The 23,653-nt window shown below is 32.1% G+C and carries 22 protein-coding genes; 10 read left to right on the top strand and 12 right to left on the bottom strand.

The window, feature by feature from the left end; all coding sequences use genetic code 11:
- Positions 1 to 309: 309 nt before the first annotated feature.
- The 3 genes from CPG45_RS09120 (at position 310) to CPG45_RS09130 (ending at position 2,064) form a co-directional block, all read left to right on the top strand.
- On the top strand, positions 310 to 510 hold the full coding sequence (locus CPG45_RS09120; RefSeq protein ID WP_096231614.1) for a hypothetical protein: 201 nt from the start codon (positions 310 to 312) through the stop codon (positions 508 to 510).
- A gap of 559 nt (positions 511 to 1,069) precedes the next feature.
- Positions 1,070 to 1,732 carry an N-acetylmuramoyl-L-alanine amidase family protein gene (locus tag CPG45_RS09125; protein ID WP_096231615.1) on the top strand — a complete coding sequence of 221 codons (663 nt, stop codon included), beginning with the start codon at positions 1,070 to 1,072 and terminating at the stop codon, positions 1,730 to 1,732.
- Positions 1,729 to 2,064 carry a phage holin gene (locus tag CPG45_RS09130; protein ID WP_096231616.1) on the top strand — a complete coding sequence of 112 codons (336 nt, stop codon included), beginning with the start codon at positions 1,729 to 1,731 and terminating at the stop codon, positions 2,062 to 2,064. The genes CPG45_RS09125 and CPG45_RS09130 overlap by 4 nt, the downstream gene beginning before the upstream one ends.
- An 86-nt stretch (positions 2,065 to 2,150) precedes the next feature.
- On the opposite strand, the gene CPG45_RS09135 is transcribed toward CPG45_RS09130, so the two are convergent.
- Positions 2,151 to 3,443, bottom strand: coding sequence for a uracil-xanthine permease family protein (locus tag CPG45_RS09135; RefSeq protein ID WP_096231617.1), 1,293 nt, complete (start codon positions 3,441 to 3,443; stop codon positions 2,151 to 2,153).
- A gap of 381 nt (positions 3,444 to 3,824) precedes the next feature.
- Here CPG45_RS09135 and CPG45_RS09140 point away from each other — a divergent pair, with 381 nt between their 5' ends.
- Positions 3,825 to 5,543 (top strand): IS1634 family transposase, encoded by a 1,719-nt coding sequence (locus CPG45_RS09140; RefSeq protein WP_096231618.1) that lies wholly within the window; start codon positions 3,825 to 3,827, stop codon positions 5,541 to 5,543.
- A 140-nt stretch (positions 5,544 to 5,683) separates the two neighbouring features.
- On the opposite strand, the gene CPG45_RS09145 is transcribed toward CPG45_RS09140, so the two are convergent.
- Genes CPG45_RS09145 through CPG45_RS09160 form a run of 4 tightly spaced genes read right to left on the bottom strand, consistent with a single transcriptional unit; the run spans position 5,684 to position 8,943 of the window.
- Positions 5,684 to 6,808, bottom strand: a complete 1,125-nt coding sequence (locus CPG45_RS09145) for an ABC transporter permease (protein WP_096231619.1) — start codon at positions 6,806 to 6,808, stop codon at positions 5,684 to 5,686.
- 16 nt (positions 6,809 to 6,824) lie between these two features.
- Positions 6,825 to 7,568, bottom strand: coding sequence for an ABC transporter ATP-binding protein (locus CPG45_RS09150; RefSeq protein ID WP_096231620.1), 744 nt, complete (start codon positions 7,566 to 7,568; stop codon positions 6,825 to 6,827).
- A gap of 13 nt (positions 7,569 to 7,581) precedes the next feature.
- On the bottom strand, positions 7,582 to 8,325 hold the full coding sequence (locus CPG45_RS09155) for an HlyD family secretion protein (protein WP_096231621.1): 744 nt from the start codon (positions 8,323 to 8,325) through the stop codon (positions 7,582 to 7,584).
- 3 nt (positions 8,326 to 8,328) lie between these two features.
- Positions 8,329 to 8,943 (bottom strand): TetR/AcrR family transcriptional regulator, encoded by a 615-nt coding sequence (locus CPG45_RS09160; protein ID WP_096231622.1) that lies wholly within the window; start codon positions 8,941 to 8,943, stop codon positions 8,329 to 8,331.
- Positions 8,944 to 9,213: 270 nt separating this feature from the next.
- Here CPG45_RS09160 and nifJ point away from each other — a divergent pair, with 270 nt between their 5' ends.
- Entirely contained in the window at positions 9,214 to 12,726 is a 3,513-nt protein-coding gene (nifJ, locus tag CPG45_RS09165) for a pyruvate:ferredoxin (flavodoxin) oxidoreductase (RefSeq protein WP_096231623.1), read from the top strand.
- Positions 12,727 to 12,773: 47 nt separating this feature from the next.
- On the opposite strand, the gene CPG45_RS09170 is transcribed toward nifJ, so the two are convergent.
- Positions 12,774 to 12,935, bottom strand: a complete 162-nt coding sequence (locus CPG45_RS09170; RefSeq protein WP_096231624.1) for a CDIF630_02480 family spore surface protein — start codon at positions 12,933 to 12,935, stop codon at positions 12,774 to 12,776.
- 89 nt (positions 12,936 to 13,024) lie between these two features.
- Here CPG45_RS09170 and CPG45_RS09175 point away from each other — a divergent pair, with 89 nt between their 5' ends.
- Positions 13,025 to 13,423 carry a DUF1284 domain-containing protein gene (locus CPG45_RS09175; RefSeq protein WP_096231625.1) on the top strand — a complete coding sequence of 133 codons (399 nt, stop codon included), beginning with the start codon at positions 13,025 to 13,027 and terminating at the stop codon, positions 13,421 to 13,423.
- Positions 13,424 to 14,504: 1,081 nt separating this feature from the next.
- Here CPG45_RS09175 and CPG45_RS09185 read toward each other — a convergent pair.
- Positions 14,505 to 14,996 carry an alkyl sulfatase-like hydrolase gene (locus tag CPG45_RS09185; protein ID WP_096231626.1) on the bottom strand — a complete coding sequence of 164 codons (492 nt, stop codon included), beginning with the start codon at positions 14,994 to 14,996 and terminating at the stop codon, positions 14,505 to 14,507.
- A gap of 158 nt (positions 14,997 to 15,154) precedes the next feature.
- Between CPG45_RS09185 and CPG45_RS09190 the strand changes: the two genes are divergently transcribed.
- From CPG45_RS09190 to CPG45_RS09205, 4 genes are all read left to right on the top strand, one after another.
- Positions 15,155 to 15,826: a response regulator transcription factor gene (locus CPG45_RS09190; protein WP_096231627.1), complete on the top strand. Its 672-nt coding sequence runs from the start codon at positions 15,155 to 15,157 to the stop codon at positions 15,824 to 15,826.
- A 1-nt stretch (position 15,827) separates the two neighbouring features.
- Positions 15,828 to 17,195, top strand: a complete 1,368-nt coding sequence (locus CPG45_RS09195; RefSeq protein WP_096231628.1) for a HAMP domain-containing sensor histidine kinase — start codon at positions 15,828 to 15,830, stop codon at positions 17,193 to 17,195.
- An 82-nt stretch (positions 17,196 to 17,277) separates the two neighbouring features.
- The gene (locus CPG45_RS09200) at positions 17,278 to 18,882 is read left to right on the top strand and encodes an IS1182 family transposase (RefSeq protein ID WP_096230102.1); all 1,605 of its coding nucleotides are present in this window, start codon (positions 17,278 to 17,280) and stop codon (positions 18,880 to 18,882) included.
- 241 nt (positions 18,883 to 19,123) lie between these two features.
- Positions 19,124 to 19,285, top strand: coding sequence for a hypothetical protein (locus tag CPG45_RS09205; protein WP_231968684.1), 162 nt, complete (start codon positions 19,124 to 19,126; stop codon positions 19,283 to 19,285).
- Here the strand turns inward: CPG45_RS09205 and CPG45_RS09210 are convergent.
- The 5 genes from CPG45_RS09210 to CPG45_RS09230 all read right to left on the bottom strand — a co-directional run bounded on the left by CPG45_RS09210 (position 19,274) and on the right by CPG45_RS09230 (position 23,652).
- On the bottom strand, positions 19,274 to 20,200 hold the full coding sequence (locus CPG45_RS09210) for a hypothetical protein (protein WP_096231629.1): 927 nt from the start codon (positions 20,198 to 20,200) through the stop codon (positions 19,274 to 19,276). The genes CPG45_RS09205 and CPG45_RS09210 overlap by 12 nt on opposite strands.
- A 107-nt stretch (positions 20,201 to 20,307) precedes the next feature.
- Positions 20,308 to 20,856, bottom strand: a complete 549-nt coding sequence (locus CPG45_RS09215) for a hypothetical protein (RefSeq protein ID WP_096231630.1) — start codon at positions 20,854 to 20,856, stop codon at positions 20,308 to 20,310.
- 176 nt (positions 20,857 to 21,032) lie between these two features.
- Positions 21,033 to 21,851: a LuxR C-terminal-related transcriptional regulator gene (locus tag CPG45_RS09220; protein WP_096233551.1), complete on the bottom strand. Its 819-nt coding sequence runs from the start codon at positions 21,849 to 21,851 to the stop codon at positions 21,033 to 21,035.
- 47 nt (positions 21,852 to 21,898) lie between these two features.
- Positions 21,899 to 22,753, bottom strand: a complete 855-nt coding sequence (locus CPG45_RS09225; RefSeq protein WP_096231631.1) for an ABC transporter permease — start codon at positions 22,751 to 22,753, stop codon at positions 21,899 to 21,901.
- Positions 22,747 to 23,652 carry an ABC transporter ATP-binding protein gene (locus tag CPG45_RS09230; RefSeq protein WP_096231632.1) on the bottom strand — a complete coding sequence of 302 codons (906 nt, stop codon included), beginning with the start codon at positions 23,650 to 23,652 and terminating at the stop codon, positions 22,747 to 22,749. The genes CPG45_RS09225 and CPG45_RS09230 overlap by 7 nt, the downstream gene beginning before the upstream one ends.
- Position 23,653: the final 1 nt, after the last annotated feature.

Raw genomic sequence — 23,653 nt, forward strand, 5'->3', positions numbered from 1 at the left:
GTTACAAGAAGATGGTTTTATTATCATAGATGATAAGAATATAGTATTTACAGAATTAGGGTCTTTTTGGGCTAATAATATTAGAGGCGAATTTGCAAATAATAATGAAATTACTTATATAGGATATGATTTAAAAGGCGCTGGCAAAATTGGGCGAGGTAACTAAAGCGGTCGTAATACTGCCGCCGCGTAAGAAAGTAAAAGGTTAAGAAAATAAAGAGAAGGTGAAAAGATGATTAAAATAATAATTCCGGAGATGAGGGAAAAAATTGAACAGCACATTGAGAATCTTGGAGTATCTTTTAGAAAATGTTGATAAAACCGAAAGAAATTAGATTAACGGATAATATGAAAGAAGATAATCGAGATGACTATTTAGTAAAACGGATTAAAAATATCATAAAATTTGCTGTTATCATTATTCTTTTAATTGGTTTAATTCCAATGAATATATTTACTGACCAAGGGGTAAAAGTTTATATTGATGGGCAGTTAATAAATTTTACCTAGTCTGCAGTTATTCAAAACAGCAGGACTATGGTTCATTATAGAGACATATTTGAAAAGCTCGGAGTTGCAGTAAATTATAGCAGTGAGGTCATATTCTCAGTGCGCAATAAGAACTACGAGTTTCTCCGAAGTTTCTACAAATTGGTTTGGTATAGGTAAAGATGGAAGTGTTAATATCATTACCAGATGGATATGAAGCTGTAAAGCAAATCATAGATAAAAGCAGGACAAAGTTATCTGCTATGTTTCTCGGTAGAAAAATACAATAAATCCAATTTTGGGTGATACTAATCAACTTGGAGGATTGGAACGATTACGGAAGGCCAGCTGCCTGACTTTAATTTGTGGGATGTAATAAATAGAAATTTAAAAAATTAACTAAAGCTGTAATGTTTTAAAAATAACTTAAATTTGTGAAAATTATTAACGATAACGGGTATATAATTCTATTGAGGATATATCCGTTATTTTTATTTAGCTTTTTTCAATATATAACTTTTTTCACTTTTTAACATATTATATATGATGATTATATATATAAAGGAAGGTGGTATTTTATATGCTAATAGTTTTAGATCCCGGGCACGGAGGAAACGACAGCGGAGCTGTAGGCAATAATTTTCTTGAAAAGGACATAAACTTAAATATATCACTTAAATTAAAAGATATTGTAAAATCCAAAAATATCAATGTTATCATGACAAGAGATAAAGATATCTCATTAGGGCTACAGGAAAGGTGTGATATAGCAAATAAAAATAAAGCAGACTATTTTATATCTATCCATTGCAATGGTTTTAAAGACACTTCTGCGAAAGGTACAGAGACATACTCATATCCCGGAAGTATCATCGGGGCAAAATTGGCAGTATCTATACAAAGATCGATTGTTTCGATGTTAAATACAATTGATAGAGGTACGAAGACAGCAAATTTTTATGTGCTTCATCATACAGATATGCCTGCAATATTAATTGAAACGGGATTTATAACACACTTTGAAGATGTAAATTTACTTGTAAATAAACCAAATCTTTTTGCTACAGCTATTTCAAATGGTATTTTTAATTTTCTTGGATTACAAGGAGTAAGTATTTCCGATGATATTGAAAAATTACATCAAGGTGGTTTAATAAATGATTACCATGATCCTGAAAGCTATGTAAAATGGAAGGACTTTGCATCAGTTATATTAAAATTAATAGGAGGTTATAAGAAATGAGAGACCTTATAATGACGATATTGACTGCCGGCGTACAACTTGTAATAATGGTTGCACTTGGATACTTTATAAATTTTTTATATGCAAAAATAGGAACTGAAAAGACAAAGAAGTATTTTGATATTGCAAAGATGCTTGTAAGAGGTGTAGAGCAGGAATTTGGATCTGGAAATGGAGCGGATAAAAAAGTAGAAGTTTTTAATTTATTAAAGAAAATAACAGGTAATATGCTTTCTGACGAAGAAATAGATAAGTTAATTGAAGCGGCCGTTTTTGAAATGAACTATATTTTAAACTTAAAAGGAATACAAAGCATGAGCAAAAAAGTATAACCGGTTGACGGTTATACTTTTTCGTAACATAAATACTAATCCATGTAGAGTACACATAAATGAACACTTCTCTAAGTTTTAATCTATTAAACTTCACTTACAATATTACTATTGCCTACATTTGCATTTTTTACCTTCTCATCTTTAGGTGTCGATTTTGTTAACTTCAAATTAGGTAATACAAGGTTTAGAAGTATCCCTGCCAATGTTGCTGGTCCAACACCTTCGAATATGAAGTTACCGGAACCTATCTTAATTCCACCAACACCAAGTGTCAGAATTACTGATGCTATTATTAAGTTTCTGCTGTCTGAAAAATCTACTTTATTTTCTACCAATGTCCTTATACCAGCTGCAGCTATCATACCGAAGAGTATTATTGTTACACCGCCCATAACAGGTTGAGGGATAACTTGTATTAAAGCACCGATTTTTTGTACAAAGCTTAAAAGTATTGCTATGACTGCAGCTCCTTCTATGACTCTTGAGCTGTAGACTTTTGTCACAGCAAGAACACCAATATTTTCGCCATATGTTGTGCTTGGTGGTCCACCGAATAACGCCGCGATTGACGTTGCAAGACCATTTCCAAGCATGACTCTATGGAAACCGGGGTCTTTTACTAAATCTTTATCCACGATATTCCCTATTACAAGCACATGGCCTAAATCCTCAATTATTGCAACGAATGCGAGTGGTGCTATTAACGTCACTGCACCCCATGCAAGGACAGGTGAATGACCTATCATAAATGAAAACTTGGGCAGTGCTATCCAAGATGCCTTAGCAACAGGCCCAAAATCTACAAGACCTCTTGCTATTGCAAATAGATATCCTCCTATAGTGCCGAGGAGGATTGGTATTACTTTAATAAAGCCTTTGCCGAACATGCTAAAAATTATGACTAATGCCGCTGTAACAAGTGCTGTCGGTAAATCTTTTTGTGCTTCACCTATAGCTGTTGGTGCTAAGCTTAAACCTATTATCATAACGACTGGACCTACTACAACAGACGGTAATATCTTTTCGATCCAGTTAATTCCTGTAACGCTTATTATTGCAAAAACTGCTACATAAACAAGGCCAGCGGCAATCATACCTGTAAAAGCACCTCTTACACCGAATGCCTTTGTAGCTGCAATTATTGGTGCTATAAAGGCAAAAGATGAGCCAAGATAAGCTGGTATCTTTCCTTTTGTTATAAGATGAAATATCAATGTACCAAGTCCTGATGTAAATAATGTAACTGCAGGATCGAGTCCTGTCAGAAGCGGCACTAATATTGTTGCACCAAACATCGCAAAAACGTGCTGAAATGACAGTGGAATTGATTGATTAATTGGTGGAACATCCTGAATACCATAAACTTTGTCTTTCATTTTATAACCTCCTTTTAATTTTCGGCATAAAAAAACCCTCCAAAGGAGGATATAAAAATATTCCGCTCCTCCTTTTTAGCCTCGCTGGACTAAATTTAAAGGGTCTTATTAAACTACAAAGATTATAACATATCTAAAAAACATTGTCTACATAATAATTTAAAATTTTAATCAAGTCTCTTTTTAAATCTTAATACTGCTAATGTTAATAGCATAAGACCCATTGCCCTAGTTTTGCAGCAAATTTTTATGTAACGTAACCCGAAACCATTAATTTCACTGATGATTTCGGGTAAATTTATTTTAAAATTTTGTCATTTTTATATGGATTTTTCTGGATTATTGTGTTATAATTAGTATTAAAGGGGGAGCGATGCTACTATGTATCTTAGAAAAGCTACAAATAAAAAAACTGGCCGTACATACTTATCTATTGTTCATAATTATTGGGATAAAAATACCAAAACCACAAGATCTGTAACCATTGAATCTCTTGGTTACCTTGATGAATTGGAAAAAAAGTATGAGAATCCTATTGAATTTTTTACTCACGAAGCGAAAAAGTTAGAGGAACAAAGATTATCTGAAAATGCTCATCTTACGTTTACTATTGCTAAAAATGAGTTGATACCTTCTAACTCTGTTAATCGTAAAAACTTTGGCTATGCAGCTTTTAGTAAAATTTATCATGAGCTTGAAATAGATAAATTTCTAAAAAACAGACAACGTCACTCAAAAGAAGAATATGATGCTAATGCTATCATGAAACTTCTTGTATTCTCACGCTTATTGTATCCTGCTTCAAAGAAAAAGACTTATGAGAATAAAGATATATTCTTTGAGAAATTTGATTTTTCTTTGGATGATGTTTATAGATGTCTTACTTTTTTCAACAAGCATAGTGAAGCTTTACAACTTTGGATTCATGAGCACATTAAATCTTTGTATGATCGTAATACAGATTTGGTTTACTATGATGTTACTAACTATTATTTTGAAATTGATGAGCAGGATGAATTGCGTAAAAAAGGAGTTTCTAAAGAACACAGACCGGATCCGATTGTACAGATGGGATTATTTATGGATACCAATGGTATCCCCATTACATATAAGCTTTTTCCTGGTAATGTGCCTGATAAAACTACTTTGATTCCAGCTTTAAGCAGGATCCAACGAGAATATTCTTTAGGTAGAATAATTATTGTAGCAGATAGAGGATTAACTACTGGTGATAATATCTGGTATATTCTATCAGCTAAGAACGGCTATGTATTAAGTTATTCTATTCGTAGTGCAGACAAAGATTTTCAGGATTATGTTCTTGATGAAAGCGGATATATTAATAAGGGTAATGGCTTTAAAATCAAATCAAGACTTTACCCTAGGGAAATTCAAGTAACTGCAACGAATGGCAAAAAAATAAAAAAGGTAGTAGATGAGAGACAAGTTATTTTCTATAGTCCTGAATATGCAGCTAAAGCCAAGATAGATCGTACTGCTTCAATAGCTAAAGCAATGGATATGATTAAAAATCCTGGGAAGTACAATAAATCTATATCATATGGTGCAGCTAAATATGTAAAGAATCTTGTTTTTGATGCTGATACAGGGGAAATATCCGAGAGTGTGCGTCAGCATTTGGCTTTTGACGAAGAAAAATTACGTGAAGAAGAAAAATTTGATGGCTATTATGCTATAGTGACCAGTGAATACAAAGAGACGCCTGAAAAAATAATTGACATGTATCGTGGGCTTTGGAAGATAGAAGAATCCTTCAAAGTAACGAAAAGTGATTTTGAAAGTAGACCTGTCTATTTGTCGCTAAAAGAGCATATTGATGCTCACTTTTTGATATGCTTTATAGCACTTGTAATTGTAAGGATATTAGAATATAGATTGAAAGGCAAATATTCGGTAACAGAAATACTTGAAAGTCTTGGTAAGGCATGCTGCAGTCATATCAAAGAGAATTATTATTTATTTGATTTTTGTAATAATGCTCTTGAAGATATTGGAAAAGAGTTAAACATTGATTTTAGAAAAAAAATTATGAGTCTTGGGGAAATAAAAAAATCTTTAGCACAGACAAAAAAGTTCTGATCTCACCATGAATCTTTGACAAAAGCAAAAAGCCCAAAACCCTTTATTTTAAAGAGGTTATGGGCATTTTTTGTCCCTTTTTACTGCAAAAGTCAGGATAACATATCTAAAAAACATTGTCTACATAATAATTTAAAATTTTAATCAAGTCTCTTTCTAAATCTTAATACTGCTAATGTTAATAGCATAAGACCCATTGCTGTCAATATAATGATTTGATTTAAAATTATATCTGCACCTACGCCTTTTATTATAATTCCCCTCAATATATTTAGAAAATATGTTAATGGAATGATATTGCTTATTGCCCTTATAATTAAGGGCATCTGTTCACGTGGAAATATGAAGCCTGATAATATTATAGTAGGCAATAATATCATAAAAACACCCTGCATTGCCTGTGTTTGCGTCTTGGCAACTGTTGATATAAGCATACCGATTGCAAGTGCACATATTATGAAGTCAAAGCCCAGCAGTAAAAGCAAAAATATATTGCCGTTTACAGGGACATGAAACCAGTACATGCTTAATGCCAGGACCATAAGAAAATCTGCATATCCGATTAATACATATGGTATAAGCTTTCCTATCATTAATTCTGCTGATTTTATGGGTGTGACAATAAGCTGTTCCATCGTACCTTTTTCCTTTTCTCTAACCAATGAAAAAGCTGTTAATATTATCGTGATATTCTGCATTACTAATCCTAGAAGTCCCGGTATAGTAAAAATTAATGTATTTAAATCTGGATTGTATTCGACCTTTGTCCTAATATCTATCCCTGAATCTGGCAATTTTAAACCTTTTTTAGATAGTTCGTTTTGCAAATTTTTACTTGAAAAATATTGTGAAACCATTATCCCACTTGATAAAGCTGTTCTTGCTGTTGTAGGGTCTGAACCGTCAATTTTCAATAATACCTGCGCTGATTTATTATTATACATAGAAAAACCAGGCGGGATAATTAAACCTGCTCTAACTGTACCTTTATCAAGGAGTGCATTAAGGTCATTAATATTATTTACATAAAAGTCTGGATCGAAATACAATGAATTTTTATATGCATCAATAAAAGCTCTGCTTTCCTGTGTTTTGCTTTGGTCTAAAACTGCCATTGGTATATGATCGACTTCTGTTGAAACGGCATAGCCAAAGAGAAAAAGCATTGCTAAAGGCATTACTACAGATATGATTAAACTCGGCTTATCCCTTTTTATTTGTATAAATTCCTTTTTTATAATAGCTAAAAGTCTTAATATGTTCATTTACACCATCCTTTCATTACAATTTATCAATACCACCATGCTCATTTACATACTTAATAAAGACATCCTCAAGATTATTTAAATTATTCTCCATGACAATATCATGTGGTGTACCATATGTCATAAGATGACCGTTAAACATAAATGCAATATAATCGCTTTGCCCAGCCTCTTCAATGTAATGTGTAGTAACAAGAACAGAAAGGCCTTCAGATGATAGTTTTTTAATGATATCCCAGAACAATCTTCTTGAAACGGGGTCAACACCCGATGTTGGTTCATCGAGTATAACAAGCTTTGGGTTATGAAGTAATGCACAACCGAGTGCCAATCTTTGTTTCCATCCACCAGAAAGTGTAGAAACTAATTGTTTTTCCCTTTTATTTAATTCCATCAAATCTATAATATATTTTTCTCTGTCGAGCCTTTCATCTTTTTTTAGACCATATATGCTTGAATAAAAATCCAAATTTTCTTTAACTGTCAAATCTTCATAAAGACTGAATTTTTGCGACATATATCCAATAGAGCTTTTAATCTTTTCACTTTCCCTTTCTATGTCGTAACCAAGCACCATTCCTTTTCCAGAGGTAGGTTTTAATATTCCACATATCATTCTTATCGTTGTTGACTTGCCTGAGCCGTTTGGCCCTAATAGCCCTAAAATTGTACCAGAAGGGACCTTTAATGACAGTTTTTCGACAGCGGTGATATTTTCAAAACGTTTTGTAAGATTGTCTAATTCTATAACATATTTCATCTATATCACACCCCTATAATGTCACATCTGCTAACATTCCGGGTTTCAAATTGTTTATATGGTCTTTAATCTGGATTTTAACCTCAAATACAATGTCTTCTTTTGAAGCTTTTGTTACTGTATTTTTAGGTGTAAATTCTCCTTCCGATGCTATAAATATTACTTTACCCTTAATTGAATTATTAATAGAATCAACTTTAATTGTGACATCTTTATTTAATGATACTTTACTTAAATATTTTTCCGGTACATATATTTTTATATATAAATTATTTAAATCAGATACTTGCGCAATATTACTCCCAGGTACAACCATTTCTCCTTTGTTTAAATTTATATCTGTAACAATACCATCAATAGGAGATGTTATTGTGCCTTTTTCTATCATTAAATTAGCTAGATTATAAGCTGATTGAGCTTGGTCAACATTTAACTTTGCTATATCTGCTTCCATTGTATTGCTTTTTTTAATAGTATTATATTTTATATTCGCTATATCGAGGGCATCTTTTGCTGTTCTAGCTTGCTCTTTATACTGGCTCACATCGAGCAAAGCAATTTTATCACCTTTTTTAACTGTGTCACCATTATTTACATAGAGATTTATTATTCTGCCAGCAATTTCAGGCTGAATATTGACAGTCGAAGACTCTATTGTTCCTGTATAAGTATTGATATCAGAAGCTTTTGTAGAACATCCTGCAAAAATAAATGCCAGTGAAAAAATTATTAACACAGATATTAAAATACGTTTCATGATTTATTCTCCTTTCTTTTTTATACCGTTCATATATATATCAACAATTGTTCTAAGCTCTTTATCGACATCTTTTGATTTATAGTCATCAGGGAGAAACTGCTGCTCGGCAATCAGCATAAAAAGTGAGCCAACAAATGAGCGCACGACTGCACGTGGGGGTAATTCACGAAAAACTCCTCTTTCAAAACCGGCTTTGTAGAATTTCTCACCCATTTTGATTGCCTTTAAAGGAATTGCCTTGACAATATTATCCCTTAACTGTTTTTTTGTCATCGCTTCAGTTCCTAAGATTTTTATTATTGAGAAGTTTCTTGTTATGATATCATATCTATCTCTTAAAATTTCGTACATTATCTCTTCTTCTTTTTTATTGCTTTTAATAATCTTATTAATAGGTTTTATAACCAAGATATTCGTTAAAATATCCATTGCCTTTGAAGCGATTGACGATAGAATATCTTTTTTAGTCTTGAAATACCTGAAAATTGTACCTTCTGCGACACCAGCTTTTTTTGCTATTTCACTAGTTGTAGTTCTGTCAAAGCCCTTCTCGCAGAAAAGATCTACTGCTGATTCAAAAATTTTTTCTTCTGTACTTTTTTGATCATTATCCATTAATCATCCCTCCGAAGAATGTGAGTACTTACTCATTACAAATTAATTATAATCCATAAGAAAAATATGTCAATGGTTTGTAATGAAAGTATTTTAGACTTTAAAAATATATTTTCGACAAAGTACTAAATGCTTTCGAGAAGTATTAAGTACATATTAAAAATTAATATTTTACATTTATAGTTGATATGTAAAAGATATGTATAAAATGTATTACAATATTCCATTAAGGAATAATAGTTTTAGAAAAATAAAAAGGAGGATTTTTTTATGCCGAATAATATGAAATCAATGGATGGAAATGGTGCTGCTGCATATGCATCATATGCATTTACAGAAGTTGCAGCAATATATCCGATTACGCCGTCATCACCGATGGCTGAAAGTGTCGATGAATGGTCGGCACATGGCAAAAAGAACATCTTTGGACAACCAGTTAGGGTTGTTGAAATGCAGTCAGAAGCTGGAGCTGCTGGTGCTGTACATGGCTCACTTCAGGGTGGTGCATTAACGACTACATATACAGCATCACAGGGATTATTACTTATGATACCGAATATGTACAAAATAGCCGGTGAGCTTTTGCCTGGCGTATTTCATGTAAGCGCTCGTGCAGTTTCAGCACATGCGTTATCTATCTTTGGTGATCATCAAGATGTTATGGCGACAAGACAGACTGGATTTGCACTTCTGGTATCAAATGGTGTACAGGAAGCTATGGACTTAGGATGTATTGCACACCTTAGTGCAATTAAATCAAGAGTTCCCTTTTTGCACTTTTTTGACGGATTTAGGACATCTCATGAAATTAAAAAAATTGAAGTTATAGATTATGAAGATCTAAAAAAACTTGTAGACTATGAAGCATTGAAAGAATTCAGAAATAGAGCGTTAAATTCTGAACATCCCGTTATAAGAGGAACAGCTCAAAACCCGGATATATACTTTCAAGGCAGAGAAGCATCAAATAAGTTTTATGAAAAGATACCAGATATAGTCGAAGAATATATGGAAAAAATTAAAGAATTAACGGGGAGAGAATATCACCCGTTTGATTATTATGGGGCAAAAGATGCAGAATATGTAATTGTAGCAATGGGATCTGTATGTGAGACGATTGAGGAGACTATTGATTATCTATCAGGACTAGGAGAAAAGGTAGGATTGCTTAAAGTTCACTTATACAGGCCGTTTTCTGAAAAATATTTTTTCAGTGTTCTTCCAAACACAGTTAAAAGAATTGCAGTACTAGATAGAACAAAGGAACCAGGATCTATTGGTGAGCCACTATATTTAGATGTATCAAAGGTATTCTTTGATAAGCCAAATAAGCCTTTGATTGTAGGTGGAAGGTATGGGCTTGGCTCAAAGGATACAACGCCATCACAAATTATAGCCGTATATGAGAATCTTAAAAAATATAAACCGCTTGATAGATTTACAATTGGCATAAAAGATGATGTCACAAAAACATCTCTTGAGATAGGAGAGCTAATTGAGACAACACCGGTGGGTACAATAAGCTGCAAATTCTGGGGTCTTGGTTCAGACGGTACAGTTGGAGCGAACAAATCTGCAATAAAGATTATCGGCGATAATACAGACCTTTTTGTACAGGGATATTTTCAATATGACAGTAAAAAATCAGGTGGTACAACGATATCCCATTTAAGGTTTGGACATAAACCGATTAAATCCAGCTATCTGGTAAGCAATGCGGATTATATTGCATGCCACAACAAATCCTTTATATATAATTATGACTTATTAAAAGGGTTAAAAAAAGGCGGTACTTTTGTATTAAACTGTCCTTGGACAGAGTCAGAGCTTGATGAGAAGTTACCAGCATCAATGAAGAAGTATATTGCAAAAAACAATATTAATTTTTATATAATTGATGCAGTATCAATTGCAAGGGAAGTAGGACTTGGCGGTAGAATAAATATGATTATGCAGACAGCATTTTTTAGACTTATAAATATTATACCATTTGAAGATGCTATAAGATATTTAAAAGAATCTATTCAAAAGACGTATGGGAGAAAAGGCCCAAACATAGTTGATATGAATATAAAGGCTGTCGATAGAAGCCTTGAGTCGCTTAAAAAAGTTAATGTTCCGACATCATGGGCAACTTCAGTTGATGAGGATTTTGCCAAAGATGAGCCAGCATTTGTCACGAAAATACAAAGGCCTATGGCGAAAAACGAAGGCGATGATTTACCGGTAAGCACATTTAATGGCATGGAGGATGGCACATTCCCAACAGGTACGACAGCGTATGAAAAACGTGGAATTGCTGTCATGATACCACAGTGGCAGATTGAAAAATGTATACAGTGCAATCAGTGCTCATTTGTATGCCCGCATGCCGTTATACGTCCATTTTTGTTAAATAACGATGAGGTTAAAAATGCTCCCAAAACGTTTGAGACTAAAAAGGCGGTAGGCAAAGGGCTTGAAGCATTTCAGTACCGCATACAGGTAAGTCCATTGGACTGTACGGGCTGTGGAAACTGTGCAGATGTATGCCCCGCACCTGGAAAAGCACTTGTAATGATGCCGGCAGAAGGAGAAATAGAGAGTCAGGCTGATAATTGGGAATATGCAATTAAACTAAAACCAAAAGACAATATCATGGAAAAGACAATGCTTAAGGGAAGCCAATTTGTTAAACCACTATTTGAATTTAATGGTGCATGTCCGGGCTGTGGTGAAACACCGTATATCAAACTTTTGACACAGCTATTTGGCGATAGAATGATAATAGCAAATGCGACGGGATGTTCTTCCATATACGGTGCTAGTGCACCATCTATACCGTATACAACAAATAACCTAGGTAAAGGACCTGCATGGGCAAACTCACTTTTTGAGGACAATGCTGAATATGGGTATGGGATATACCTTGCGAATAAACAGATAAGGGAAAGGCTTGCAGATTTAATAAGTCAAGCTTTAAATACACAGATATCTGATGAACTTAAAGCAGCATTTTACGAGTGGCTAGAAAACATGGATAATGGTGAAGACTCTGAGCTTCCATCTGCAAAGATAATAAATATTATTTGTCATGAGGATTTTAAACGAAATAAGATTATACAAGATATTTATGATATGAAAGATTACCTTGTAAAGAAATCACAGTGGATAATAGGTGGTGATGGTTGGGCATATGATATAGGATTTGGAGGGCTTGACCATGTATTAGCTTCTGGTGAAGATATCAATGTGCTTGTACTTGATACAGAAGTATATTCAAATACAGGTGGACAATCATCAAAATCTACTCCAACAGCAGCAATAGCAAAATTTGCTGCGGCAGGTAAGAAGACAAGGAAGAAAGACCTTGGCATGATGGCTATAAGTTATGGCTATGTATATGTTGCACAAATAGCACTAGGTGCAAATATGAACCACACGATTAGGGCAATTGCCGAAGCAGAGAAATACAAAGGTCCATCACTTATCATTGCATATGCACCGTGCATTAACCATGGTATAAAATCCGGCATGGGAACTAGCATTGCTGAAGAAAGAAAGGCTGTTGAAGCGGGATATTGGCATCTATATAGGTACAATCCTGAACTTAGAGAACAAGGTAAAAATCCATTTACACTTGATTCGAAAGAACCGACAGCATCATATCAAGACTTCATCAAAGGCGAAATTAGATATTCATCACTTGCAACATTGTTTCCTGATAAAGCACAGCAAATGTTTGATGAAGCAGAGAAAAATGCAAAAGAGCGCTACGAAAGGTACAAAACCCTTGCACAATGAAAAAAAGGCATATCTTCCAATATTGGAGGATGTGCCTTTTTTGCTGATTATTTTTCGTTTTCGTCGACCCATTTTTTTGCATTTATAACTTCCATTTCACTTGGTATAGGTACATTTGCTTTTTCTGTTGTCTCTTTTATATTAGCCCATGAAGCTGTTTCATGTTTTTCTATTGGTTCTTTAGAGTATTTTTTGCTTTTTCTTATCATAGTATCACTCCTCATAATGTAGTATAATCATTGTGTATTATTTTATTATTTAAATTTAATGACATTTTATTTTGAAGGAGAATAAATAAATGCTTATAAGAGGGCATCATCTATTATGTATACTAGGTTTTAGAGGATATGGATATGATGAATACTTTGTTAATAATATGAACAACATCATTAAAAAGCTAAATAACGAACAAGATATGTTGATAAAGCTTGTGGATAGTGTGGATAACATTTGCGAGAAATGTCCAAACAATATTGATGGGAAGTGCAAAAATGAACATCATCAAGGTAGCATAAAGGAAATGGATGACAGTGTACTTAATATCCTTGAAATAAAACCTAATACTTTGATGAAATATGATGATGTTTTGGACAAAATAAAGCTATTAATGACAGAAGAGGCTATGGATGATATATGCTGTAATTGCACTTGGAAAGGATATGGTTGTTGCATAGAAGGATTGAAGAATTTGAGATAATTAGAGATTTTGATATTTTATTAATTATTTTGATGCTAAAATAAAATTAAATACGCAATAAAAAGATGAATGAAATAAGATGAAGTTAAAAAGCTTTTTAAAATTGGTAAAGATTCAAACAAAAGTTGCTAATGTAACACCATTTGCACTCGGTACAGTCTTTATACTAGATACGGTTTTCATAGATTTAATATTATGAATTTCTTATATATGTTTATATCATTGTTTTCATTTGATATGGCAACGACAGCAATTAACAATTATATATAAGAAGGCAAACAAGACACACTGGTATAAAATTATGAAAAGCATAATGCAGTCGTAAGAGATAATTTAAAAGAATCGACTGTAGTAGCTGTAATTTTTATTCTTTTAGCGATAGCATCCATATCAGGTTTTATATTATTTCTTCATACGAGTATAGTTGTTTTATTTATCGGCATGTTATCTTTCCTAGTAGGAATTTTGTATTCATTTGGCCCTATACCTATATCAAGGATGCCGCTCAGAGAAAATTTTTCCGGCCTTTTCATGGGCTTTGTCATAGTGTTTTTGTCGATATTTATTCATATATATGCATAAATATTGTATTAATTGCATATAATAATGAAATGGCCAATGTGAGTTTAAATATTTTAGCTGTATTGCGGATTTTCTTAGTATCATTACCAGCTGTATTAGGTAATCATTAATTTTTTAGTTTTTAATAGATCGTGCTGATGTAGAGGTTTGATCTTTAGTTATATTATATTTATAGATATAAAATTGATGGTTGAAAACTTTGTTAATAAGTTAAAAATAAATATAAAATAAAAATGAGAAACATTGCTTAAAATAAGTTATATTTAAGCTTTCACAAAATTACCAATTTCTATCATGCCAACAAAACCTCTTGTTACATTTTCATCATGTAATTATTATTTAAGCAAGTTATGAAGCAACAAAGAAATTATAAATTAATTCAACTCATATACAGTTCTTGTTTTTGCATGGAATAGGAATGGCTTAATAAATTAAGCCATTCCATTAAATAATATTCTTCAATAAATTATTAAATGGAAGTAAATGCTTTTGTTTTATGCTACTGTATATTTCGGCCTAAACCTGCTCCACGTCCTCTGCCAAATCCATTGCCTCTTCCATATCCTATACCAAGTCCTGCTCCACAATTTCCTGTGCCATCACATGCATTTATTCTTTTCTTTAGCAAGTCCTTAATTTCTTTTGCTCTTTCTTCTGTTAAAATACCGTCTTTAACCATTTGATCGATATAATCTGTTCTTTCTTGAAGCATAGCCTTTTTGAAGTCTTCTAATTTTACACCATTTTCTACGGCTATTTGTGCTAATGTTTTGTTGGAGTCGAGAAGTTTTAGTACTTCTTCTTTAGTCTTTCCTAAGAGGTTAGAGAGAAAATCAACCATTTGTGTCCTTCCATATCTCGGCGGTACATAAGATGAATTTACTTGTGTTTTTTGTGTTGTATTCTCATTTGCAGTTCCTGCATATGCAGCAATTCCTGTTAAAAGAATGCTTCCTATAAGTAATGATGCAATTGTTTTTTTGATGTTCATAAAAACATCTCCTTTCAAAATTTATTTATCTTACATTTTTTATTTTATCCTTTAAATATGATACATTTTTAATGAAAATGTGAGGATTTTGTGAGGATTTTTTTGTCATATTGTAAATCATTTAAAAAATTTGTAAACTTAAATTGGAGGTGTAAAAAATGCCGCAAAAAGTACTGGTCATTGAAGATGAAGAAGGTATGAGGGATATATTAAAAACATATCTTGAAAATAATGATTATAAAGTATATTTTGCTGAAGATGGCAAAACAGGCATAAATATTTTTAAAAATAATTCTATCGATATAGTTTTACTTGATGTAATGCTTCCAGATATAAGTGGATGGAATGTTTTAAAAACAATAAGGGAAACATCAAAGGTACCAGTAATGATGATAACTGCCCGCAGTGAAGAATATGACAGGCTTTTAGGTTTTGACCTTGGAGCAGATGATTATGTTGTTAAACCATTTAGTCCAAGAGAAGTTGTGGCAAGGATAAAGGCTATTTTATCAAGATCAAACTGTAAAGAGCCAAATAGTACTATATCATATTCAGGCATAACTATTGATTTAGATTCAAGGGATGTTTATGTAGATAAGAAAAAAATAGAGCTAACACCAAAAGAATTTGATCTTTTAAGCTTATTAGCAAAAAACATAGGGAAAGTTGTAACACGGGAGAAATGCCTTAATAATGTTTGGGGTTATGAATTCTATGGTGATTTGCGAACAGTAGATACACATATAAAACAATTAAGAGAAAAACTCGGAAAAAAAAGAGATCTGATAAAAACTGTTTGGGGATATGGATATAAATTGGGTGGTGATTAATTTGAAAGGCATCAGGGGAAAATTGTTTATGACATATATAATAATAACAGGATTGATATTTTTATTGTTCTATTTATCACAGGTTGTATTTATTGAAAAAATATATACATATTATAAAGTTAACCAGTTAAAAAGTTATAGTTCTAAAATTATAAATTCAATTAACAAAAACAATGATAAAACCATAAATGAGCTTATTGACGAATCAAATGCCAAAGTTTCGGTAATAACTGACGAAGGTAATATAATATTAGGATCGCATGGAAATGGTCCAGGTGGCGGCTTGGGGATTCCCAGAATTTATTTAAATACTGATAAAAAAATAAGTGTCATAGAATTTACTCATCCGGTACTTGGTGTAAAATACCTTGCTGTTATTAATTCATTTACTTATAAATCGCAAGGTGCAAAATTAATAATGAGTATACCTATGTCTATAATTACTGATACCGCTGCAATATTTAAAGAGGAATTTTTCCTTATTCTATTGATTTCTATTATTATAATAATTATTGTATCATCTATCATGTCAAAAAAACTCACAAAACCGATTAATAATTTAAAAAAGGCAGCACATGACATTGCTTCAGGTAACCTTAATGTAAAAATAGATTTAAAAACAAGTGATGAAATAGAAGACCTAGCAGCATCAATGAATGATATGGCGGTAAATCTCAATAGGGCCGAAAAATTCAGAAAGGATTTAATAGCTAATATTACCCATGATCTAAAAACGCCCCTTGGTCTTATTAAAGGTTATTGCGAAATGTTATTAGATTTTTATGGTGATGATAAACATAAAAGAGATGCATATTTAAATACTATGATTAAAGAAGTTGATAGGATGTCAAAGATGATAGATAATGTTTTATCGCTATCAAAACTTCAATCGGGTCTTATTAAATTGAACATATCATCATTTAATTTGAAAAGTTTAGTTGAGGAAGTAGTAAATAGCTTTGAACCATTATTACGCGAAAAAAATATAAATATCAAAATGGATAATATTGATGTAATGGTAAATGCTGATAAGGAATTAATAAGAAGAGTTTTTATAAATATCATAAGCAACTCTATAAAAAGCATAAAGGATTCAGGGGTTATTACAATTACTTCAATGCAAGATGATGGATATGTAAAAATTAAGATATCTGACACAGGTAAAGGTATGAGCAAAGAAGACCTTCAAAATATCTTTAAAAAATTTTATAAGGGTGAACAATCAGGTACAGGACTTGGACTTGCGATAGTAAAAGAAATCCTTGATTTGCATGGAAGTAAATACTTTTTTGAAAGCGAAATAAATAAGGGCACCTCGTTCTTCTTCACATTAAATATAAAAGGGGCTGTTGCACAACTGACTGAATAGGTCATAGTGCATCAGTCTCTTTTTATACACAAAAAAGAAATTACAGGTTCCAAAGAACCTGCAATTACTGTATAATTAAGTTATGCAAAAAAGTAAATTATACAATAAGAATTATACACAATTTAATGGATGTTATCAATTAGTTCTTCCATTAAATTGTGAAATGTTAATACCAGAGGATGATTCGGTTCGCCTGCTTAGCCAAATATTGGAGGGATTGAATTACGAAAAGTTGTACAAGGCATATTCTTTCACTGGAAGAAAACCTGCAGTAGAGCCAAAAATCCTGTTTAAGGTATTAACTTATGCTTACATGAATAACATTTATTCCAGCAGAAAGATAGAAAGTGCATGCAAAAGGGATATTAATTTTATGTGGTTGCTTGAAGGAAGCAAAGCACCTGACCACTCTACTATTGCCAGATTCCGCAAGGAATATCTCGCCGATGCAATGGAAGATTTGTTTTATCAGTTGGTACAGCATCTCCATGAAATAGGTGAAGTAAAGTTTGAGCATCTCTTCGTAGACGGTACAAAGATTGAAGCCAATGCTAACCGCTATACATTTGTATGGAAAAAGGCTATTAATAAAAATCAAGCAAAGATGTTTACAAAAATACAATCTTGCATAGAATCAATTAATCTTACGTATATGACTAATTTTACTGTTACTAAAGAAACTTTATTGGATGACATAGAAAAGATAATTGACTATCTTAAAAAGAAAAAAGAAGAAGAGCAGATAGAATTTGTTCATGGTATAGGGAAACGCAAGTCAAAACTCCAAAAATTTAATGAAGAGCTAGAGAAGTTTTACGAACGTCAAAAGAACTATGATACACACAATCAATTATTGGATGGAAGGAATAGTTATTCTAAAACTGATCCAGATGCAACATTTATGCATATGAAAGATGACCACATGAACAACTCTCAATTAAAGCCAGGATACAATGTGCAGATTGGGGTTGAAAGTGAGTATGTCACTGGTGTTGGTATATTTCAGGACAGGTCTGACAACACTACCCTTATTCCATTTCTAAATGATATGGAATCAAATTTAGGAAACAAATATCAAAATATCATAGCGGACTCTGGATATGAGAGTGAAGAAAACTATCTGTATTTGGAAGAAAAAAATCAAAAATACTACATAAAGCCGCAGACATATGAAAAGTGGAAGAAAAAAAGTTTTAAAAATGATATTAGTAAGCGTGAAAACATGGTTTATGATAAAGATAAAGATGAATATACCTGCCACAATAGAAAACAACTTAGACCAATTGGAATCATTTATAGGACTTCAGCAAGTGGCTACCGTTCAGAAATTACTGTATACGAATGTGAAGACTGCAACAATTGTCCATATAAATCAAAATGTACAAAAGCACGAGGCAACCGAAAGATGCAAGTATCAAAAACATTTGTAGAGAAGCGACAAATATCTTATGAGAATATCACATCTGAGGAGGGAATTCTCCTGAGAGTTAATCGTTCAATACAGGTAGAAGGTGCTTTTGGAGTTCTAAAAAATGATTACCAATTTAATAGATTTTTAACACGTGGGAAAAACAGTGTAAAAACGGAGTTTATGCTGTTATGTTTTTCCTACGATGTAAACAAACTGCATGCAAAAATACAGAATGAGAGATGTGAAAAGCACCTTCATGGAATAAAAATAGCCTGAGATTTGAAGAAAAAAATTACAGAAAGCCCAAGGCTTATTTAAGTGCGCCTAAAACTCAACAATCATAGAAAATCAGATGAATTACATATATTTTCATGATTGTTTTTTCATTTTTATACAGCCTTTTTACATTAAAAAGGGGTATTGCAAACTACTTTAAAGTAGTTTTGCAACAGCCCCTTAATATTATATTTCATACATTGACATTGTGGTTCTTGTAGTTTTAAAGGTGCTGCCTTTATTGGCGCTTATTGTGTTGTTGACGTTTGTGCCTGTGAATAAAAACATAAGAAAATTTTACAAAGTCCAGACAAAGAAAGATACATTTCCACTGTCTGTCAAAAACTTTTTGATGATGAATATAGCTGAGATAATCGCAATAGGATTGGGATTACTTCATTGATTCTGCTATTTTTAATAATTGTTCTTCTGAAATGCCTTTTGCTTCCATTTGGTATATAATATCATCTTCTATCCAGACTATCTGGAGATATTTTACGCTTTTTTCTTTGTCTTTATTTAAAGCATTTGCATCTTTTAAATAGTACGACACTATAATACCTTTATTTTTATTAATTGTGGTGTAATCCAGTTTTTCTCTTTTTGCTGATTCTGGTATGTCTAATAAATTTTTTAGATCTATTGTACTCGCGATTTGGCTTTGTAAATAATACGGTAAAAAAGGCAAACTTGATACAGCGCATTTAACTTTGTTTTTATCAACTCCAGCTGGAACGTCTATTTTTGGAATTTTTCTAATTTCAAGGCTAAAAGTTATTGAACCCGGAAAATTATATTCATTACTATTATCCATGTGAATATATACTATTTTATAAAAATCTATTCTGAAGTTTTTACCTTTTAAGTTTTCTGGGAATACATTATTGCTTTTATATGATTTTATAAGTTTATTAATAGCATCTATATTTAAATTAAATTCGATTATTTGATTTCCATAAATACTACTTTCTATCTTATTAAGATCGCTCAGAATGTTATTTTCCTGTGGCAGTTTGAAATTATAATTTACGTCAGATTTGAGCTTGTATAAATCGTTTAGTTTATATTCATATTTTTTTTCTTTATTATCTTTATTTACCTTTAAATACCCTAATTGTTTGAGATCAATATATTTATTTCCATCTTCAGATAATTGCAACATTATTTTATCAAAATAGTCAGGTGATATGTAATCAGTCTGGTAATCATATGCTCTTAAATTGTTTAAAAAATTCCCCGTATTTGGGAATATGGACAACAATACTATAACAACAGCAAATCCTATTCCTATTAATGCAGTTCTATGTTTTTTAATCATAAATTAATTTCCTTTCTATGTATTTATGGTATTAAAATAAGGCAGATAAGAAATATCCGTTATTTCTTATCTGCTATTTTTGTAAAATGAAACATAAATTAAACAATTTAATAACTAGTTAGTACGGCATTTGCTATATCAATTCGAGAATTACTGCTATTCATGTTTTTCCAAAGAAATACATATTTTCCTTTTGGTAAATTCATAAAATTTACTTTATGATCACCAGCAGAATATATAATGCTATAACTAATCACATATTTTGTCGGATCTTTTTCTATTTCAGTCCTGTGGTTTACATAGTCATCTATTTTGTATACACCTAAGAATAAATTAACGGGATTTCCACTTGCCTTAAAAGAAATATGGAAATCGTCCTCATAAAATGGAAGATCTGATCCATCAGAATAAAAGCCAATTCCACTTTGCGTCGTCCAAGCCACTTCGCCTTTTACTAGGTAGAAGTTAGGTATTGAATAATTATATGCTGTTTGAGGCTCAATGGAATTAGCATTGTTCGGTCGGACATCTCCTTTCTGCGGATTAACAGTTATTATAGAATCTGCAGTACTTTTATTTAAATTATCCGATGCAAGTGCAACCGATGTTGACATAAGTAACACTAAACATAGCAAAATTGATACTAACTTTTTCATTTAAACCATCCCTTCAACTATTATTGAACTCAGAATGGCCATTCATATGTTCAATTAATATTATATATTCTAATCATGCAGTTGAGAAGTTATTGAATTCGCCGATTTTTTTATCAATATATGTCGAACTATGTCGTAAGTTTAAGCGATTTCGTTCAAAAATGTGATTATTTTTATTACAGTATATTTCCACAAGTATCTAAAATACCGGCATTTATGGCGTTTAAAATTAAAACAATATCATTTTGTGCTTTTAACTTGATTTTTAATTTTTCAATATACCTTCTTAATGTAGCTTCAGATATATTCATTTCCTTAATAATTTCTTTCCTATTCAAGCCATTTGCTAAATATGTTAAAATCAATTTATCTGATAGACTTAGTCTACTGTTGATAGTAGTATAAATCTCATGTCTATACATAATTATTTCTTCAATATAATTTGAGATATTACTTAATATAATATTTCGTAGTTTGTTGTATGATTTGTTTACTACAGTCATGTCAATGTATGCAATTATTTTTTCACTGTAGTAATCTATGATAGGTGCTGCAGTACAGTACCAATTACTGAATAATCTGCAATAATGATCTTTTCCATTTATTTCAACTTGCTTATTCGTTTTTATTGCTAAATTAATTGCATTTGTACCGCAATCTTTAAGTCTCATGCTAATACCTTCCGTAAAGTGCAATGCATCAAAGTAATTTTTTAGCTGTTCATCATATATTAACTTAACCACATAACCATCTGTATCGCATATTATAAAAAAATAACCTTTTTTTACTAAGTTGTCATATATATGATTTTTCCTTATTAAATTTTCTATTATTGAGATTATGTGCTTATTTTTGTCTTTACGTATTGCAAGTTCTTCATTAGACAGTACTTTATCAAAGAACTTTATATTTGGGCTTACATTTATGAGTAATGACTCTCCGTATGAATTAATTAATTCTTCACATCCTTTTTCAACAGACAGTATACTTTTCATAAATTTTACCCTCCAAAATTTAATTTTTTTATTTATTAATGTCCACATTACAAATCTCTTTTTTCAAATTTCTTTGTTCCGTAATACAGCAAAAAACAAACGTAGAAGATGATATACACAAACATAATAGGACTTGGCTGTGAAGTACCGCCAAAGGGCCCTTGTGCAAGAAAGCTTAAGCCTGTATTTTGAGTAAGAAGTTCTACATTCATCTTTCTAAATATCACATCTGTAGGTAAAATTAAGCTTGTGATAATACCAACATTTGAAAGACCTTGACTTGTCGCATCTGTGAAAAATGATCCCATTTGTTCGAGTATGCCTCCTATCATTGCGATGCCGTATGTCATTACAGCTAAAACACCTGTATTTACAGTTGACATTATTGAACTTGAAGCGATTACTAAGGATAAAAGGACTACTGGACCAAGGTCAAAAAAGAATAATGCACGGAAGACGTTTCCTAATCCTAAGTATACTTTCGTGCCAAAAACGATATTAAGCCCTATTACTGAAAGAAACAACAATGTGCTGTATACAGTGATGATTATGCCAAGCCCTATAAATTTGCCAAGTACGTATTCATACCTTTTTAGAGGTTTATACAGTAAAGCATATATAGCACCACTTTCCACATCGCCTGACACGGCACCTACAGATGTAAGTACTATCAAAAATGCGATTATAAAATTTGAAAAATAAAGCCCTGCAGAGAGAAGCTGTGATGCAAGTAAAATTTTGCCTATGTCTGGTACATTGCCTATAAAGGAACTGCTGCTATGAAAAGCTAAACTCAATCCATAGCCATAAATAAAAAGATATCCTACTGTAAGTATTGCAATTAGGAGGAATGCACGCTTTTTAATCATCTCTTTGATGGTGTATTTCGTTATTGTCAGCATACATCCTCATCCTTTCCAACTATATTTATAAATAGATCTTCCAATGAACTTGTTTTTGAATCCAATTGATACAGTTTTGCTCCGGAATCTACGACAGTTTTTGCGATCTTAGGAATACTATCTTTATCTTTTACTTTAAATGTAAGTTTGCCATCTTTAAATACAGTGTCATACGCTAAGTTAGATATCTTTTCGATTAATTCGCTATTATAATCTGATATAACCATCTCTACATAAGTGTTTTTACTTAACAAGTTTTCAAGCTTTCCATCTGCTATTACATGCCCGTGGTTTATAATTGCGACTTCATCACATACCATTTCAACTTCACTTAAAAGGTGGCTGTTTAAAAATACTGTTTTACCATTATCTTTTAATCTTTTTATTATTTCTCTAACATCAATTCTGCCAACTGGGTCAAGTGCAGAGGTTGGTTCATCAAGAAAAATTATTTCTGGGTCATTTAAAAGAGCTATGGCAAGGCCGATCCTCTGCTGCATACCCTTGCTATAGTTCTTTATTTTCTTGTTTTCATGTCCTTTAAGCTTAACAAGCTCGAGAAGTTCTTCGATTTTTTTATCTGGATTTTTCATTTTGTATAATTCTGCATGAAATTTCATTAATTCTTTACCTGTCATCCAGCCGTAATATTTGAAGTTTTCAGGCAAAAATCCGATTTTTCTTTTTGATTCAATAGTACCAATAGGTTCTCCCATAATCCATGCAAAACCAGAGGTGGGGTATAAAAGCCCCACCATAGTTTTTACAAAGGTGCTTTTGCCGGCGCCATTTGGGCCAAGGAATCCAAAAACCATACCATTATCAACAGATATATTTACATCTTTAAATCCGCCTTTACCATCAAACTGTTTTGTAAGGTTCTGCGTTTCCAGTATCATT

The organism is Thermoanaerobacterium sp. RBIITD, from assembly GCF_900205865.1.
Taxonomy (GTDB): domain Bacteria; phylum Bacillota; class Thermoanaerobacteria; order Thermoanaerobacterales; family Thermoanaerobacteraceae; genus Thermoanaerobacterium.